The organism is Streptosporangium sp. NPDC000095 (genome assembly GCF_042899335.1).
Classification (GTDB): domain Bacteria; phylum Actinomycetota; class Actinomycetes; order Streptosporangiales; family Streptosporangiaceae; genus Streptosporangium.
The window spans coordinates 209,941-226,832 of sequence record NZ_JBIAZS010000013.1; the positions used below are offsets into that span (position 1 = coordinate 209,941).

Annotated in this window: 19 protein-coding genes; 15 read left to right on the top strand and 4 right to left on the bottom strand. The window is 71.2% G+C overall.

Features of this window, described 5'->3' with window-relative positions:
- Positions 1-14: 14 nt before the first annotated feature.
- A complete protein-coding gene (locus ACFY3V_RS27345) occupies positions 15-1,229 on the top strand; it encodes an aminotransferase class I/II-fold pyridoxal phosphate-dependent enzyme (RefSeq protein WP_362899492.1) in 1,215 nt (404 codons plus the stop codon).
- 50 nt (positions 1,230-1,279) lie between these two features.
- The gene (locus ACFY3V_RS27350; protein ID WP_362899493.1) at positions 1,280-2,398 is read left to right on the top strand and encodes a D-alanine--D-alanine ligase family protein; all 1,119 of its coding nucleotides are present in this window, start codon (positions 1,280-1,282) and stop codon (positions 2,396-2,398) included.
- Here ACFY3V_RS27350 and ACFY3V_RS27355 read toward each other — a convergent pair.
- Together ACFY3V_RS27355 and ACFY3V_RS27360 are read right to left on the bottom strand one after the other, a co-directional pair.
- Entirely contained in the window at positions 2,381-2,827 is a 447-nt protein-coding gene (locus tag ACFY3V_RS27355; RefSeq protein ID WP_350949357.1) for a DUF3515 family protein, read from the bottom strand. The genes ACFY3V_RS27350 and ACFY3V_RS27355 overlap by 18 nt on opposite strands.
- A gap of 73 nt (positions 2,828-2,900) precedes the next feature.
- Positions 2,901-3,134, bottom strand: coding sequence for an Lrp/AsnC ligand binding domain-containing protein (locus ACFY3V_RS27360; protein ID WP_350949356.1), 234 nt, complete (start codon positions 3,132-3,134; stop codon positions 2,901-2,903).
- Between the two features lie 51 nt (positions 3,135-3,185).
- Here ACFY3V_RS27360 and ACFY3V_RS27365 point away from each other — a divergent pair, with 51 nt between their 5' ends.
- The 3 genes from ACFY3V_RS27365 to thiD all read left to right on the top strand — a co-directional run bounded on the left by ACFY3V_RS27365 (position 3,186) and on the right by thiD (position 6,489).
- Entirely contained in the window at positions 3,186-4,142 is a 957-nt protein-coding gene (locus tag ACFY3V_RS27365; protein WP_350949355.1) for a thiamine-phosphate kinase, read from the top strand.
- Positions 4,143-4,366: 224 nt separating this feature from the next.
- Positions 4,367-5,329, top strand: coding sequence for a hypothetical protein (locus ACFY3V_RS27370; protein WP_389777433.1), 963 nt, complete (start codon positions 4,367-4,369; stop codon positions 5,327-5,329).
- A 347-nt stretch (positions 5,330-5,676) separates the two neighbouring features.
- Positions 5,677-6,489: a bifunctional hydroxymethylpyrimidine kinase/phosphomethylpyrimidine kinase gene (thiD, locus tag ACFY3V_RS27375; RefSeq protein WP_389777436.1), complete on the top strand. Its 813-nt coding sequence runs from the start codon at positions 5,677-5,679 to the stop codon at positions 6,487-6,489.
- Between the two features lie 185 nt (positions 6,490-6,674).
- On the opposite strand, the gene rpmB is transcribed toward thiD, so the two are convergent.
- Positions 6,675-6,860, bottom strand: coding sequence for a 50S ribosomal protein L28 (rpmB, locus tag ACFY3V_RS27380; RefSeq protein ID WP_012894387.1), 186 nt, complete (start codon positions 6,858-6,860; stop codon positions 6,675-6,677).
- A 299-nt stretch (positions 6,861-7,159) separates the two neighbouring features.
- Here rpmB and ACFY3V_RS27385 point away from each other — a divergent pair, with 299 nt between their 5' ends.
- From ACFY3V_RS27385 to ACFY3V_RS27430, 10 genes are all read left to right on the top strand, one after another.
- A complete protein-coding gene (locus ACFY3V_RS27385; protein WP_389777439.1) occupies positions 7,160-8,746 on the top strand; it encodes a DAK2 domain-containing protein in 1,587 nt (528 codons plus the stop codon).
- Between the two features lie 69 nt (positions 8,747-8,815).
- Entirely contained in the window at positions 8,816-10,987 is a 2,172-nt protein-coding gene (recG, locus tag ACFY3V_RS27390; RefSeq protein ID WP_362921079.1) for an ATP-dependent DNA helicase RecG, read from the top strand.
- A gap of 406 nt (positions 10,988-11,393) precedes the next feature.
- Complete coding sequence (locus ACFY3V_RS27395) at positions 11,394-12,026, top strand: RsmD family RNA methyltransferase (RefSeq protein WP_389777442.1); 633 nt, start codon at positions 11,394-11,396, stop codon at positions 12,024-12,026.
- Positions 12,027-12,041: 15 nt separating this feature from the next.
- Complete coding sequence (coaD, locus tag ACFY3V_RS27400) at positions 12,042-12,518, top strand: pantetheine-phosphate adenylyltransferase (RefSeq protein WP_350949349.1); 477 nt, start codon at positions 12,042-12,044, stop codon at positions 12,516-12,518.
- A gap of 66 nt (positions 12,519-12,584) precedes the next feature.
- A complete protein-coding gene (locus ACFY3V_RS27405; protein WP_362899504.1) occupies positions 12,585-13,136 on the top strand; it encodes a YceD family protein in 552 nt (183 codons plus the stop codon).
- Between the two features lies 1 nt (position 13,137).
- Entirely contained in the window at positions 13,138-13,317 is a 180-nt protein-coding gene (gene rpmF / locus ACFY3V_RS27410; RefSeq protein WP_012894381.1) for a 50S ribosomal protein L32, read from the top strand.
- Positions 13,318-13,561: 244 nt separating this feature from the next.
- Positions 13,562-14,266: a ribonuclease III gene (rnc, locus tag ACFY3V_RS27415; RefSeq protein ID WP_362899670.1), complete on the top strand. Its 705-nt coding sequence runs from the start codon at positions 13,562-13,564 to the stop codon at positions 14,264-14,266.
- 34 nt (positions 14,267-14,300) lie between these two features.
- Positions 14,301-15,167 carry a bifunctional DNA-formamidopyrimidine glycosylase/DNA-(apurinic or apyrimidinic site) lyase gene (gene mutM, locus ACFY3V_RS27420; RefSeq protein ID WP_350949347.1) on the top strand — a complete coding sequence of 289 codons (867 nt, stop codon included), beginning with the start codon at positions 14,301-14,303 and terminating at the stop codon, positions 15,165-15,167.
- Positions 15,164-15,439, top strand: coding sequence for an acylphosphatase (locus ACFY3V_RS27425; RefSeq protein ID WP_350949346.1), 276 nt, complete (start codon positions 15,164-15,166; stop codon positions 15,437-15,439). Before mutM ends, ACFY3V_RS27425 begins: the two co-directional genes overlap by 4 nt.
- A 191-nt stretch (positions 15,440-15,630) precedes the next feature.
- On the top strand, positions 15,631-15,825 hold the full coding sequence (locus tag ACFY3V_RS27430) for a hypothetical protein (protein ID WP_089213397.1): 195 nt from the start codon (positions 15,631-15,633) through the stop codon (positions 15,823-15,825).
- 81 nt (positions 15,826-15,906) lie between these two features.
- Here the strand turns inward: ACFY3V_RS27430 and ACFY3V_RS27435 are convergent, their stop codons facing one another.
- Complete coding sequence (locus ACFY3V_RS27435; RefSeq protein WP_389777449.1) at positions 15,907-16,710, bottom strand: alpha/beta hydrolase-fold protein; 804 nt, start codon at positions 16,708-16,710, stop codon at positions 15,907-15,909.
- Positions 16,711-16,892 lie beyond the last annotated feature (182 nt).

Below are 16,892 nucleotides of genomic sequence, written 5' to 3' on the forward strand. Positions count from 1 at the left end.
CGATGAACAGACGGATGCGCAGACGCAAGGGCGAGAACACCCGGTCGGTGCACCTGCCCGCTCCCGAGCCGCCGCCGCAGGCCCCGCTCGGCCCTCCCGTGTGGCGCAGTTCCGCGTGGCACTTCGGTGACTCCGCCGAGTACGCCGAGGCGTTCGACGACAAAAGCCCCGGATACGCCTACGGCCTGGCCGACAACCCCACCACGGCCTCCTTCGCCTCGGCGGTGGCCTCCCTGGAGGGCGCCGCGGCGCCCGAGGACGTGGCGGGCCAGGCGTTCGCCTCGGGGATGGCCGCGGTCAACGCGGTCCTGATGACGTTCCTGCGCGCGGGCGCGCACATCGTGGCCCCCACCCCGCTGTACGGCGGGACCCACTCGCTGATCACGAACGTGCTGGCCAGGTTCGGGGTCGGCGCGGACTTCGTCGGCTACGGCGAGCTGTCCCGGGTGCGGGCGGCGATCAAACCCAACACGAAGATCATCTACGCGGAGACGCTGTCCAACCCCACCATGGCCGTCTCCGACATCCGGGGCCTCTACCGGATCGCCCGCGCCGCCGGGGCGCTGCTGGTGGTCGACTCCACCTTCGCGACCCCGATCGTGTGCCGTCCCCTCGAACACGGCGCCGACCTGGTGATCCACTCCGCGACCAAGTATCTCGGCGGCCACGACGACTGCGCCGGAGGTGTGGCGGTGGGCCGTCCCGACCTCATCGCCCAGCTGCGCGAGGTCAGGATCGACACCGGGGGCACCCTTTCCCCCGACGACGCGTTCCTGCTCCGCCGAGGTCTGGAGACCCTGACGCTGCGGGTCCGCCGGATGTGCTCCACCGCGATGGTCTTCGCCGCCGCCGTGGCCAAGCATCCCGCCGTGCGCCGGGTCGACTACCCGGGACTGCCGGGACACCCCGGCCACCAGCTCGCCAGGCACCTGTTCGACTCAGGCCCCGAGGGCACGAGATACGGCGCCTGCGTGACGATCACCCCGCGCGGCGGCTACGACGCGGGGGTGGCCCTCGCCGACGCGCTCAAGCTCGTCCCGATCGCCACCTCCGCCGGAGGGACACGCACCAAGGCCGCGCACGTGGCCTCGGCCGCCCACGGGCGGCTCGGTGAGGGATCCGGGGTCGACGCGGCGGCGGTCCGCTTCTCCATCGGGCTGGAGGACGCCGAGGATCTGATCATGGACGTGACCAAGGCGCTCGACTCATTACCCACATCGGGTAGGTAGGCGCGTCTAACAGCTGGATTGCCCCCTAACAGGGGGTAGATTCGGTCATCATGAGTGAGCAGCACGAACCTCTACCGAGGGTCGCCGTCGTCTTCGGCGGTCGCAATTCCGAGCACGCCGTCTCCATTCTCGGGGCGGGAAGCGTGCTGGAGGCCATCGACAGATCCAAGTACGAGGTGGTCCCCATCGGGATCGCCCAGGACGGCCGGTGGGTGCTCGCCTCGGGGGAGCAGCGCTACGAGATCGACAGCGGTGAGCTGCCCGCCGTCGACGCGGCGGGGGCGACCCTCGCGCTCGCGGCCTCGACGGCGGGCGGCGGCTCGCTGGTGGCGCACGACCCCGGCAGCATTCCCGTCGAGCTCGGCCAGGTCGACGTCGTCTTTCCCGTGATGCACGGCCCCTTCGCCGAGGACGGCACGATCCAGGGGCTGCTGGAGATGGCGGGGGTCCGCTACGTCGGCTCCGGGGTGCTGGCGAGCTCGGTCGGCATGGACAAGTCCTACATGAAGCTGGTGCTCGCCGCCGCGGGCCTGCCCGTCGGCCCGTACGTCACGATCCGCGACCGCGACTGGCGGACCGACCGCGGCCGGGTCCTCAAGGAGGTCCAGGAGCTCGGCTGGCCGGTCTTCGTCAAGCCCGCGCGCGCCGGGTCCAGCCAGGGCATCTCCAAGGCCGCCAACCTGGAGGAGCTGGAGCGGGCGATCGAGTTCGCCCGCGAGCACGACCCCAAGGTGCTGGTCGAGGCCGCCGTCACGGGCCGCGAGATCGAGTGCGCGGTGCTGGAGTCGCCGGGCGACGAGGCGCCCAGGGCGAGCCTGCCCGGCGAGGTGCTGGTCCACGGCGACCACGAGTTCTTCGACTTCGAGGCCAAGTACCTCGGGGACGACATGTCGCTGTCCGTGCCCGCCGACATCCCCCAGGAGACCGCGGAGGAGCTGCGTGCGATGGCCGTCCGCGCCTTCGAGGCGCTGGGCTGCGAGGGCCTGTCCCGGGTCGACTTCTTCCTCACCCCCGACGGGCGGTTGATCGTCAACGAGATCAACACCATGCCGGGGTTCACCTCGATGTCGGTCGCGCCGCAGCTGTGGGCCGCCACCGGGGTGCCCTACGCCGAGCTGGTCGACCGGCTGATCCGGCTCGCGCTCGAACGCTCACCCGGTCTGCGGTAGGGCGCTCTTGATGGGGGCCGCGAGATCGATCAGCACGTTCTGCGGGGTGTGCTCCCGCGCGATCGTCACCTCGACGTAGGCCTCCCTGCCGATCGCGGTGAACAGCGTCGGCCTGGCCGGGTCGGCGTACCACGCCACCCCGTCGATCTCGGGCACCTGGTCGGTCGGTGACATCGTCACCGGTCGCGGCACCCCGCAGCGCAGCGCGATGCGCGCCTCCCCCCACACGGCGACGTAGGGGGAGGCGGGGGTGGACTCCGTACGGTCCGCGCCGTCGAGCGTGCGCGGGAGCCGCTCGGCGAGCGCCTGGCAGGCGGCGGCGGCCGGCCCCTCGGGGGTCGGAGGCTCGACCCGGACGGCGCCGCCGCAGCCCGCCAGGATCAGCAGGGCGCAGGCGCACGCCGTCCGGCGGGCGAACCGCAGTGGCATGTCACGTTCCATGGGTCGGATGCGGGAGCCGGGAACCCGGACGTGAGACCGGGTACCGGCTCGATTCGCGAACTCAGATGTGGACGATGGGACACGTCAGCGTACGCGTGATCCCCTCCACACCCTGGATCTGGGCCACCACGAGCTTCCCCAGCTCGTCGACGTTGCGGGCCTCGGCGCGCACGATGACGTCGTACGGCCCGGTGACGTCCTCCGCCTGGGTGACACCTGAGATACCGGAGATCTCCGACGCCACGTTCGCGGCCTTGCCGACCTCGGTCTGGATAAGGATGTAGGCCTGCACCATAGCGACCTCCCGGGCGATTGGATCAGTGCCGAAGGGCCACCGTACCCTGTGATGAACGGGAGGTGTGTCATCACAGTCGGAGATCTCGGCGAATTCGGGGTTGTTGCACGTATTGCCGGACGTTTGCCACGAGGTAGGGCCGTGTTGCTCGGTCCTGGGGACGACGCCGCGGTGGTGAGCGCTCCCGACGGACGGGTCGTCGTCACGACCGACCTGTTGATTGAGGGTAGGCACTTCCGCCGCGATTGGTCCAGTGGCTACGACATCGGCCGCAAGGCCGCCGCGCAGAATCTCTCCGACGTCGTGGCGATGGGGGCCGATCCCACCGGTCTCGTCGTCGGTCTCGGACTGCCCGCCGACGCCACCACCGGCTGGCTGGACGACCTCACCGACGGCTTCCGCGACGAGTGTGATCTCGTCGGCGCCGCGGTGGCGGGCGGCGACATCACCCGCTGCGACCTCGTCGTGGTCGCCGTCACCGCTCTCGGCGACCTGGGCGGCCGGGCACCGGTCACGCGCTCGGGGGCCCGTCCCGGTGACGTGGTCGCCTTCGCGGGCCGCCTCGGGTACGCCGCGGCCGGGCTCGCGCTGCTTCGCGCGGGATCGACGGGACCGACGGAGTTGATCGACGCCCACCGCCGCCCGCTGCCCCCCTACGCACGCGGCCCGGAGGCCGCCGCGCTCGGCGCGACCGCGATGCTCGACGTGAGCGACGGCCTGCTCCAGGATCTCGGCCACGTGGCGGCGGCGGCCGGGACCGCGCTCGTCCTCGACCCGGAGGCGTTCGCCGTCCCGCCGGTGATGCGGGAGGCCGCCCGGCTGCTCGGCGTCGATCCGCTGGAGTGGATTCTCTCCGGCGGCGACGACCACGCCCTCGCCGCGACCTTCCCCGCTCACCTGGGGCTCCCGGAGGGCTGGAACGTGGTGGGTCACGTCGTCGAGGGGGAAGGTGTGCAGGTCAAGGGCCTTCTTCTTGATCACGGAGGCTGGGATCACTTCCGGGAGTGACATGTACCACTTCCTGTGATGTTTGTGAAAATTGCGACAAACGGTTATCTAACTGGTATGAAGATGGGCGGTCGAGATTCCCTCGAGAAAGGGGCCACATGGGCCGCCACGGCGCGAACGGGGAAGAGGCTCTCCCGAACCGGGGTAAACGCAGGCCGGAGCCCACTCCGGAACCGGGTCCCAGGGACGAGCCGCTCGGGCGCCGGCTCCGTCCCGAGGAGTCGGTGAGTGCCGAGACCCGGACGGGTTTCCTGGGATCGGGATGGACCTCGGAGTCCGAGCCGTCCGACACGGCAGCGACGTCAGCGATCTCCACCGCGCTCGACCCGTGGCCCGAGGACGAAGAGGGAACCGGCGGACGGGTCAGGAAGGCGCTGCTGATCGTCGCCGCGGTGGCCGTGGTGCTGGGCGGGACCGTGGTCGGCGTCCGGGCCCTGGCCGGTTCGGAGAGCCCCGCCGACTGCCCGCCCGCCGGTTGCGTCGCGGCGTCGAACCAGCCGCTACCGGAGGCGGACGACACCGGCCTCGCCGAGGAGCCCACCGAGGAACCGACGCCGGAGGACGAGCCCGCGGAGACGGGCGACGAGACTCCGGAGCCCGAGGACGAGAAGGCGAGGCCCACGGCCGCACCTGACCGGCCCTCCCCCCGCAGGGGAGACGGGGGCACCACCTCCACCCCCCGGCCCACGCCGACGCCGAAGGCCACCCGCGCGCCCCTGGACGTCGACACCCGGCCCGACGACTCGTCACTCACCGACGAGCCCAGCTCCGCCCCCGAGCCCCTCGTCGTCGGCGAACAGACGCCGGCCCCCGCCGAGCAGCCCCTGAGCAGCGCCGGACCCGATCCCGCGCCCAGTGAGACGACCTTCGTCGCGCCCCCGTCCGCGGGGGGCGCCGCGATCACGGTCGGCGCCGGCGTGGTGCGGGAGAGGTCGCGGACCTACACCGTCGAACTCGTGGTCGCCGCGAACGAGAACGTCGCGAACCTGACGGTGAGCCTGCCGGTCAGCGGTGAGATCTCCTCGGTGCGGGGAGCCGGCTGGGAGCAGGTCGACGGCGACCTGGTGATCGAGTCGCGCAAAAGCCTGCGGGCCGGTGAGAGATTCGTCGTCACCTTCACCGCGAGCGGGGACGCGGAGATCCCGGCGAGCTGCTGGAGCGACCAGGGAGAGTGCTCCGTCGCCTGACCGGGGGGTCGCTCACGACACAGCCCTCCAAACCGCCCACACGGCCCCAATGAAGCCGTAGACGGTCAAGGATCCTGTTTCCCTCCGTAAACCGGCAGAGAGCCGCTCGGCGGGCTCTGGAGCGGCGAGAACCTCCGGGGGGAGGCGTCCCTGTCTCGGGAAGCGGCGTCGAGAGGTCCCGCCCCGGGGGCGGGGAAGGCCAGGGGAGCGCTTCGCGGCCGGAGCGACGTCGCGTGGACGACGAGGGGCTCGGGGGCGGGCTCGTCGGTGGGCGACGAGTCATCGGGCCGGACGTCGACGTCCAGAGGCACGCGGGTGGACGACGCCGGTTGGATGCGACTGGTTGGATGGGAAACATGACCGTTTTGACTCCCCCTCGCGTGCTGACCGTCGCCGGCTCCGACTCCGGAGGCGGCGCGGGCATCCAGGCCGACCTGAAGACCATGCTGGCCCTCGGCGTACACGGCATGAGTGTGATCGCCGCGGTGACCGCGCAGAACTCGATGGGCGTGCAGGGCTACTGGGAGCTTCCTCCCGAGGCGGTACGTGCCCAGCTCGACTCGGTGCTCGGTGACATCGGGGCACAGGCGGTCAAGACCGGCATGCTCGCCTCACCCGTACTCGTGGAGACGGTGGCCGAAGTGCTGGCGAGGCTGGACGTGCCCGTCGTGGTCGACCCCGTCGGGGTCTCCAAGCACGGCGACGCGCTCCTCGCCCCCGAGGCCGTGGAGACGGTGAAGTCGCACCTGCTGCCCACGGCCACGGTGGTCACCCCCAACCTGTGGGAGGTCCTGCAGCTCACCGGGATGAAGGTCGAGGACGAGGCCGACCTGCGCCGGGCCGCGGACGCGGTCCTGGAGTTCGGGCCGAGGTGGGCGCTCATCAAGGGAGGCCACCTGCCGGGCGCCCCGATCGATCTGCTGACCGACGGCACCCGGGAGTTCCGCTTCGGCGCGGAGCGCCACGACAACCGGCACACCCACGGCACGGGCTGCACGCTGGCCTCCGCGATCGCCTCCCACCTCGCCCTCGGCGAGGACGTCCCGGCCGCCGTGGAGAAGGCGAAGGCGTACGTCACCGGCGCGATCGCGCACGGTTTCCCGCTGGGAGCGGGCATCGGTCCCGTGGACCACGCCTGGCGGCTGCGCGTCTCCCCCTGACCCTCACGGACCCCCACGCCCTTTCACGCGGGGACGACCTCGGAAGCGGGGCGGCTTCCGGGGCGGGGCGTTCCCCGAACGGGCGGGCCTGGATCGGAGGGACCTCGTGAACGGGAGGGAAACCCTCGGGGAACGACGAAGCCCGCCGCCCTGTCGAGAGGGCGGCGGGCTTCGCGAAGATCTGGCTAGCGGGTGACCTTGCCGGCCTTGATGCAGGAGGTGCACACGTTCAGCCGCTTCGGCGTGCCGTTCACCACTGCGCGCACGGGCTGGATGTTGGGGTTCCAGCGGCGGCGGGTGCGGCGGTGCGAGTGGGAGACGTTGTTGCCGAAGGTCGGCTTCTTAGCGCAAACGTCGCAGACGGAAGCCACGGTTCGCTCCTTATATCAGTCGAGAGGCTCGATCCGCCGCACTGGCGGCGATCATCGGGCACGCCGGGACGGCCGGCTGGCCACACGAGGATATCCGATGTCCGGCCCTGCACGCGAACGCGACCCGCGGCGAACGGTCGAACGGGGATAATCTCCGGAGGCAACCGTAGCGCATCACGGGACGAGCGCGAGCAGAAGCGGGTTTCGCGCCGGGACATCGGCCGCTTTCCGATCTCCAGGGGGCGGTCGGCGCGTTCCAGGACGGGCGTGAGCAGGTGTGGGAGAGCAGGAGGGCAGGAATGCTGCAGGTTCTCGACCCGCCCGCGGTGCGCAGGTGGTCACGGCTCGCGGCGGAGACACTGGGAAGGGCCCGTGAGGAGATCGACGCGCTCAACGTCTTCCCCGTACCCGACGGCGACACCGGCACCAACCTGCACCTGACCATGCTCTCCGCCGCGGAGGCGCTCGACGGGCTGCCCGCCGACGCCGGTGCCGAGGCCACCTGGCGGGTGTTCGCGCAGGGGGCGCTGCTCGGCGCCCGGGGAAACTCGGGGGTGATCGTCAGCCAGGCGCTGCGCGGCCTCGCCGAGGTGCTCAGGGAGGCCGAGGGACGCGGCGCGGACCTCGGGCGGGGCCTGGTCAGAGCCGCCGAGCTCGCCCGGGCCGCGGTCTCCAGGCCGGTCGAGGGCACGATCCTGAGCGTCCTGGCGGCCGTGGCGACGGCGGTGCGCGACGGGCGGGAGGACCTCGCCTCGGTCGCGAGGAGAGCGGCGGGGGAGGCGCGCTCCGCGCTCGGCCGTACCACCGGGCAACTCGACGTGCTGGCCCGCGGCGGGGTGGTCGACGCGGGCGGCGCCGGTCTGACGATCATCCTGGAGAGCCTCGCCGCCGTCGTCACCGACTCCTACACCGGGCGGGTGGACATCCCGGCTCCGGCACACCGGGTCGTCCCCGAGACCGCGGCGCGGGCGGGGGAGGACGGAGACGGGCCCGGCTACGAGGTCATGTATCTGCTGGACGCCGGCCAGGAGGAGGTAGCCGCGCTGCGCGGGGAGCTCGACGCGCTCGGCGACTCGCTGGTGATCGTGGGCGGGGACGGCCTGTGGAACGTCCACGTCCACGTGAACGACGCCGGCGCGGCGATCGAGGCGGCGACGAGGCTGGGCCGCCCCCACCGGATCAAGGTGACGTACCTGGTCGGCTCGGGCAGGATCCATCCGGCCGCGCGGGGCAGGGGCGTGGTCGCGGTGGCCGCGGGACCCGCGCTGGCGGCGGTGTTCGAGGAGGCCGGGGCCGTGGTCGTCCGGCGCGAGCCCGGATCGAGCCCTCCGCTGGCGACGGTGCTCGCCGCCATCCGCGAGGCGGGCTCCGAGGTCGTGGTCCTGCCCAACGACAGCGGGACGCGCGAGGTCGCGGCCGCCGCGGCGGAGGTCGCGAGGGAGGAGGGCCTGGTGGTCGGCGTGCTCCCGACCAGGGCCTCGGTGCAGGGCCTGTCGGCGCTCGCCGTCCACGACCCGCTGCGTCGCTTCGACGACGACGTGGTGGCGATGACCGAGGCCGCCGCGCACACCCGCCACGGGCACGTCTGGGTGGCCGACCGCGAGGTGATGACGAGCGCGGGCCTGACCTCGCCCGGCGACGTCCTGGGGGTGGTCGACGGCGACGCCGCGCTGATCGGCACGGACCTGGTGGCGACCGCGCTGGAGGTCGTACGCCGCATGGTCTCGTCGAGCAGTGAGCTGGTGACCGTCCTGGAGGGGGCCGACGCGCCGGAAGGGCTCGCCCGCGCCGTGGCCGAGCATCTGGCCGAGACCAGGCCGGACATCGAGGTGGTCCGCTACGAGGGCGGGCAGGGCGGCTACCCGCTGCTCATCGGCGTGGAGTGAGACGGCGCCGGGTGCCCGGGTACGTCGTGGCGGGTGAATTCTGTCGCCTCGACACGGTAGAAAACGGGGGTGACGAGCTTCGACGAGCCGCTGGCGAAGGCGCTTGACCCCAAGACGGCCAAGCTGCTGGAGAGCGTTCTCGACCTGCGCACCGTCGGCGACCTGCTGCGGCACTACCCGCGGCGCTACGCCGAACGGGGCGAGCTGACCGATCTCGACGATCTTCGGGTCGACGACCACGTCACCGTGGTGGGAGAGGTCACCAGGGCCATGCGCAGGCCGATGCGCAACAAGGGCGGCACCTGGCTGGAGGTCGAGGTCGCCGACGCCCGGGGCAGCAAGATCTATCTCTCGTTCTTCGGCAAGACGTCCCACATCGCGGAGACGCGGCTGAAGCCGGGCAGGCGCGGCATGTTCGCGGGGAAGGTCGGCGCCTTCGGCCAGGGCGAGAAGCGCAAGTGGCAGCTCTCCCACCCCGAGTTCGAGATGATCGAGGAGAGCGAGGCGGGCGCGGAGGAGTTCGCCGCCGCGCTCGTGCCGATCTACCCGGCGGGCAAGGACGTGACGCCCTGGGCGATCCGCAGGGCGCTGGGCGTCGTCCTCGACACGATGGGCGAGCTCGACGACTCGCTCCCCGCGGAGCTGCGCGCCCGGCACCGGCTCCCCGGCCTGTCGGAGGCGCTGCTCGCGATCCATCGCCCCCGCGACCACGCCGACGTGGCCAGGGCGCGCAAACGGCTCAGGTTCGACGAGGCGTTCCTGCTCCAGGCGGTGCTGCTGCAGCGCCGGATGGCCGCGGCCTCCTGGCCCGCCACGCCCCGGCCCGCGATCTCGGGCGGGCTGCTCGCCGACTTCGACGGGCGGCTGCCGTTCGAGCTCACCGAGGGGCAGCGCGAGGTGGGCGAGGAGATCGCGGCCGACCTGGCGCTGCCCCACCCCATGCACCGGCTGCTCCAGGGCGAGGTCGGCGCGGGCAAGACCATCGTCGCGCTGCGGGCGATGCTCCAGGTGGTCGACGCCGGGGGGCAGGCCGTGCTGCTGGCCCCCACCGAGGTGCTCGCGCAGCAGCATCACCGGTCGATCTCGGCCATGCTCGGAGACCTGGCCACCGGCGGCATGTTCGGCGGCACCGCGGTCGCCCTGCTGACCGGCTCTCTGGGCGCCGCGGCCCGCCGCTCGGCCATGCTCGACGCGGCCTCCGGCGCGGCGGGCATCGTCGTCGGCACCCACGCGGTCCTGCAGGAGCGCGTCCAGTTCGCCGACCTCGGCCTGGTCGTGGTCGACGAGCAGCACCGGTTCGGCGTCGAGCAGCGCGACGCGCTCCGCGAGAAGGCCGGGGGCGGCCGCCCGCACGTGCTCGTGATGACCGCCACGCCCATCCCGCGCACCGTCGCGATGACCGTCTTCGGCGACCTCACGGTCTCCACGCTCTCCCAGCTGCCCTCCGGCCGTGCCCCGATCACCACTCACGTGGTCCCCGCCGCGGAGAAGCCGCACTTCCTCGACCGGGCCTGGACGCGGCTGCGCGAGGAGATCGAGCTGGGCCGCCAGGCATACGTCGTGTGCCCGCGCATCGGCGACCTGGAGGGCGACGAGGGCGACATGTCGAAGGCCGACGACGAGCGCAGACCGCCGCTCGCGGTGCTCGACGTGGCCGAGACGCTCTCCGACGGGCCGCTGCACGGGCTGCGTACGGAGGTGCTGCACGGCAAGCTGCCGCCCGAGGAGAAGGAGGCGGTGATGAAGGCCTTCACCAGGGGGGAGATCGACGTGCTGGTGGCGACCACGGTCATCGAGGTCGGCGTCGACGTCCCCAACTCCTCGGTCATGGTCATCATGGACGCCGACCGCTTCGGCGTCTCCCAGCTCCACCAGCTCCGCGGCCGGGTCGGGCGCGGCGGGCTGCCCGGCCTGTGCCTGCTGGTGACCGACTCTCCGGGGGGCACGCCCGCCAGGGCACGGCTCGACGCGGTGGCGGCCACCCTGGACGGCTTCGAGCTGTCCCGTGTCGACCTGGAACAGCGCAGGGAGGGTGATGTGCTCGGTGTGGCCCAGTCGGGGCGCAGATCGTCGCTGAAGATGCTCAGGCTGCTGCGTGACGAGGACGTCATCCACGCCGCGCGCCTGGACGCCGAGGCGATGCTGGAGGCCGACCCCGAGCTCGCCGGCCATCCCGTGCTCCGCGCCGAGATCGACAGGCTCCTCGCGGACGAGCGCGCGGAATATCTGGAGAAGACCTGATGGGGCGGGTGACGAGGTGTCCGCGGGTTCTTCTCGGGGCCGAGGGCGTTCACCGGCCCCTGTGCCCAACTGCGGGGACGGCCTCCCCCCGAATGCCGTCCCCGCTTGGGCCCACTCCCGGGTCAGGTGCCGAGAGCACCGGCGTGCGGAAGGGCTCACGATCACGCCGGTCGGCCTCCCCCTGGGTCACTTGGAGGCCGCAGGAATCATCATGCAAGGGACCGGCACCGGACGGAACGACCCTTACGCTTTCGTCGCCACTCCTTGCCCACTCTTGACCTAGATCACCTATCAGGACCCTTTTGACCTGCGGTTATGTGATGCGTCGCGACACGCCGGGGTGCGTGCGGCGCCGCTGCGCCCGCGGTGTGGACGGCGGCGCGGACGGCACTGAGAGGATGGCCGGGTGAGCCGAGTCATCGCGGGAAGCGCAGGAGGACGGCGGCTGGCCGTGCCACCGGGGCGGGGGACCCGCCCCACCAGTGACCGGGCGAGGGAGGGGATCTTCTCCACCGTGGGGTCGCTGATCGGCCCGCTGGAGGGGTGCCGGGTGCTCGACCTCTACGCGGGCTCGGGGGCGCTCGGGCTTGAGGCGCTCTCCAGGGGAGCGGATCACGCGCTCCTGGTGGAGTCGGACGCGAAGGCGATCCGGACGATCAGGCAGAACATCGCCTCGCTGGGACTGCCGGGGGCCGAGGTCGCCGCCGACAGGGTGGAGCGCCTGCTGGCGAGGGGCCCGGGGGGCACCGGAGACGCCGGAGACGCAGGAGACGCCGGAGACACAGAAGACACGGGGGGCGCCGGGAGACCGTACGACCTCGTCTTCGCCGACCCGCCGTACGCGCTGGCCGGCGAGGAGGTGGACGCGATGCTCGTGTCGCTGCGCGACCGGGGCTGGCTGGCCGAGGACGCGCTGGTCGCGGTGGAGCGGGAGAGCAGGGGGAAGGGTCTGGTCTGGCCCGCGGGGTACGAAGAGGAGAGGGTCCGTCGTTACGGCGAAGCGTCCGTTTGGTACGGTCGCGCCGCCGGGAATCCTTAGAGCAGGGGGTCCACCTTGCGTCGCGTTGTCTGTCCGGGATCCTTCGATCCCGTCACGAACGGTCATCTGGACATCATCGGCCGGGCTTCCCGGCAGTACGACGAGGTCGTCGTAGCCGTACTGATCAACATCGAGAAGAAGAGCCTCTTCACGGTGGAGGAACGCATCCAGACCCTCCAGACGGTCACCAAGGAGTACGGGAACGTCCGCGTGGACAAATTCCACGGACTCCTGGTCGACTACTGCAGGCAGCAGGAGATCCCCGCCATCGTGAAGGGCCTGCGCGCGGTGAGCGACTTCGACTACGAGCTCCAGATGGCGCAGCTCAACTACCGGATGTCCGGGGTGGAGACCCTGTTCATGGCCACCGGGCCCGAGGTCTCATTCCTGTCGTCCAGCCGCATCAAGGAGATCGTCAAGTACGGTGGGGACGTGGCCGGGCTGGTTCCCGATCTTGTACAGGAACTCCTGGTCGAACGGCTCAGGGGCTAGGCCCTGCTATTCTCTTGTTTCGGCCTTGCACGACGGCGATGATGCGCCATGCCTAACGAGAGCGAAATGACTCAGCACCTTGACCCCCGCGCCCCATGGGTGATCTCCACCCATGATCTTGGGCGACGACCGGGGTCGATGCGCCGGATGAATCTCGCGCTCCCGGCACCGGCGGACATCGGCGTCGACATGATCGGCGTCCCCAAGGACGCCGACGTCGAGCTGGACATCCGGCTTGAGGCGGTCATGGAGGGTGTGCTCGTCACGGGCACTGCGCAAGCCCCGCTGCGGGGGGAGTGCGCACGCTGCCTGGAACCGGTCATCTCGCGCAGCGAGGTGGACTTCCAGGAGCTGTTCTTCTACTCGGCAGAGGATGCTGCCGAGAGTGACTCGCTTCTCGACGGTGAGCTTCTCGACCTCGAACCCGTGTTTCGCGACGCGGTGGTGCTCACACTGCCGTTGAGCCCGGTCTGCGGTGAAGACTGCGCCGGGCTCTGCGTGGAGTGCGGTGTCAGGCTGGCCGATGCCGAGCCTGACCACGGCCACGAGGTGATCGACGCCCGCTGGGCGAAGCTGCAAGGTCTGGTTCCGGAACATAACAACGATCAGGAGAGCTGACGTGGCTGTCCCCAAGCGCAAGATGTCGCGGAGCAACACTCGCTCCCGCAGGTCGCAGTGGAAGGCCGCCGCGGTTTCGCTCGTGAGCTGCCCCCAGTGCCGCTCGCCGAAGCGTCCGCACGTGGCGTGTCCGACCTGCGGCACTTACAACCGCCGTCAGGTGATCGAGCCCTCCGCCTGATCGCATTCTGACCGACGGATGCCGACCGGGCCCGCCACGGGTCCCGGTCGGTGTCAACGTCTGCGCCCTCTGCGATGGCGGTCCGCCCGCGGCTGTGGTGGACGCCGGGGTTCGCGGTAGAACGCGTGCCCTCCCGGCGCCCACCACATCTTCGGGCATCTTCCTTTCCCTACCTTCGCCATCGCGCATTCGCTGAGAGAACGTGCGAGGAGAAGTCGTGGGTACAAGCGTCAAGCCTGTCGCCGTGGAGTTCGTCAAGGAAGAGCTGGAGCGCCTCCTTCTGGTGCGCCTCGACGTCGCGATCCTGGAGCGGGCGCTGACGCACCGCTCCTACGCGTACGAGAACGGCGGCCTGCCGACCAACGAGCGCCTGGAGTTCCTCGGAGACTCGGTGCTGGGCCTCGTCGTCACCGACACCCTTTACCGCAACCACCCCGACCTGCCCGAGGGGCAGCTCGCCAAGCTCAGGGCCGCGGTGGTCAACATGCGCGCCCTCGCCGACGTGGCCCGCACCCTGGGCCTGGGCCGCTTCCTGCGGCTCGGCCGGGGCGAGGAGGGCACCGGAGGGCGCGACAAGTCCTCGATCCTTGCCGACACCCTTGAGGCGCTCATCGGCGCGGTCTACGTGAACAGGGGCCTGGACGAGGCGTTCCGCGTCGTCCACCTGCTCTTCGACCCCCTCATCACCCGCTCCGCCTCGCTCGGCGCCGGGCTCGACTGGAAGACCTCCCTGCAGGAGCTCACCGCGTCCGAGTCGCTCGGCGTGCCCGAATACCATGTCGAGGAGAGCGGTCCCGACCACGCCAAGTCCTTCACCGCGGTCGTCCGCGTCGGTGGCGAGGGGTACGGCTCGGGGGCGGGGCGCTCGAAGAAGGAAGCCGAGCAGCAGGCCGCGGAAGCCGCCTGGAACCGCATCCGCGAGGACCGCGAGCGGCGCGAGGCCAGCTGATCCGTCGGCTGATCCGTCGCGAGAGGAGGGACGCATGCCCGAGCTGCCCGAGGTCGAGGTGGTACGCCGCGGCCTGGAGCGGTGGGTCTCCGGCCGGGTCGTCGCCCGTGCCGAGGTGCTCCACCCGAGGGCGATCAGGCGGCACGTCCCCGGCGCCGCGGAGTTCTCCGCCCGGATGGAGGGCCGCACGATCGGCCCCGCCGAGCGCAGGGGCAAATACCTGTGGCTGCCCCTGGGCGGCTCGGACGCGATCCTCGCCCACCTCGGGATGAGCGGTCAGCTGCTCGTCGTGGAGCCGGACTCGGCGCCGGAGAAGCATCTGCGCGTCAGGATCGGCTTCGCCGACGGCGGTCCCGAGCTGCGCTTCGTCGACCAGCGGACCTTCGGCCACGTGCTGGTGACCGGTATGACCCAGGCCGGCGGCCGGGCGGTGCCCGAGCCGATCGCGCACATCGCGGCCGACCCGTTCGAGAGGCACTTCGACGACGACGGGTTCGCCCACCGGCTGCGCGCCAGGCAGACCGAGGTCAAGCGGGCGCTCCTGGACCAGTCGCTGATCAGCGGTGTCGGCAACATCTACGCCGACGAGGCTCTGTGGCGGGCCAGGCTGCACGGCGCCCGTCCCACCGCGACGCTGACCGGACCGAAGGTGGCCGAGTTGCTGGCCGCCGCCCGGGGGGTGATGGCCGCGGCCCTGTCGGAGGGCGGCACATCCTTCGACAGTCTTTACGTGAATGTCAACGGGGAGAGCGGTTATTTCGACCGTTCCCTCGCGGTTTACGGTCGGCGCGACGAACCCTGCTCCCGGTGCGGTTCCCCGATCGTCCGCGAATCGTTCATGAACCGTTCCTCCTACAGTTGCCCCCGCTGCCAGCCCAGGCCCAGGAAGGTCGCGGCATGACGGAGGTACGGCTCACCGCCTGGGTGAGGGGCCGGGTGCAGGGGGTGGGTTTTCGCTGGTGGACGCGTGCGCGGGCGCTTGAGCTCGGCCTGGTCGGCTGGGCGCGCAACACCGAGGACGGCCGGGTCGAGGTGGTCGCGCAGGGCCCGGAGAAATCGTGTGCCAGGCTGCTCGAACTCCTCAGGGGCGGTGAGACTCCCGGCCAGGTCGCCGGAGTCGTCGAACGCTGGAGTGAGACCAAGGGCGGTGTCGAAGGTTTTGTCGAGCGCTGACCGCTTCCCCAAACCGCCCAAAATGAGGTATAGTTGACTGTCGAGAGTGCCTACTGGTGCATCCACCTGGAGCGTTCAGCTTGACCGTCTCCCTCACCGGTGCGACTCTTGATAAAGAACCACGCGCACCCCTCCCGCGGCAAAGAAGTGCGCGAACCAGTCTGGTCACTCAGCGTGGAGGACCCTTTACTATGGCGAAGGCTCTACTCGGCCACGTCGGCGGTCCCGACCCTCGTATGGTCTCGGAAATGCGTCGCCTCCAGCAGCGCATCCGTGATCTCGAGGGAGAGCTCACCCGGCTCCAGGCCCAGAACGACGAACTCGCGGCCAACACCCGCGATGAGGAGTTCAACCGTCTGCAGGATCGCGAGCCGGCCCTCACCTAACGGGGGCCGGGGCGGAACAACACTGTACAGGGACGCCTCGTTGGGGCGTCCCTTGTCATAGCGATACGCACGTCACATCCGTTACGTGCGCTGTATATGTCGTGCCAGGAAGGCAAGCTGCTCGGGTAACACCCTGCGGCGGTAGGCCGTGTCCTGGCACCCTTCTGTGATGCCGCCTTCGGCGGTGGCGCCCAGTGCCTTCAGTCCCTTCAGCATGGTCTGGGTCTGCCGGGCCCACGCGTCGCGCTCACCGCAGCCCAGCCAGACCGGGATGTCCACGAGCTCACGCAGTGGCGCCTGCGCCGCGCTCACCGTCGGCGACGCCGCGACCACCGCGGCCACCTGCTCGGGACCGAGCTCCGCGGCGAGCCTCAGCGCCCCGGCGCCGCCCGACGACCACCCCATCAACCCGATCTTCGTGGTGTCCATCCCGTTCGTGTTCAGGTACGGCAGCAGCGTGCCGGGAATGTCGGCGGAGGGCCAGTCGTCGATGGAGACCACCGCGAAGCGCCCGCCTCCCGCGGCCAGGTAACGGTCGATCGCGTACACGTCGAACGGCGTGCGCGCGTCACCCGCGGCCCCGTGCAGCATGATCACCGCGGGGAGCCCGTCCTCGGCCCCCGGCGGCAGCCCTATGATCACCCGTCGCCGGTCGACCCGGCTGCGTTGGAGCGTTCCAGGAGAGGTCACCGGGGGCTCGGGAACCGCGCCGCAGACGATCTGGGCGTACGCGCCCCGGATGCCGTCGGGGCCGGCCGCCAGGGCGGCGCCACCGAGGCCGAGGGCGGCCAGCCCGCCGCCCACCAGGAAGGCACGTCGCCCGAGATGTCCCCTGTCGCCCGATGGGTGGGATGGAGCCTCGTCCCCGCCGCGTTCCGCGTCCATGCAGGGCACGATAGGCGGTGCGCGGGCGGGCGCGGGTGAAGAACGGTAGTCTTCCCGCGTGACCGCGGCAGTGGGCCGACAGTCGGCCGGCAGTGCTCTGACAGGGGCGGACGCGTTCACCGGCGCCCGGGACGCGGCGCGTGACACGCCGGTCGGCGCGGCCGCGCCATGAATGGGGGGTT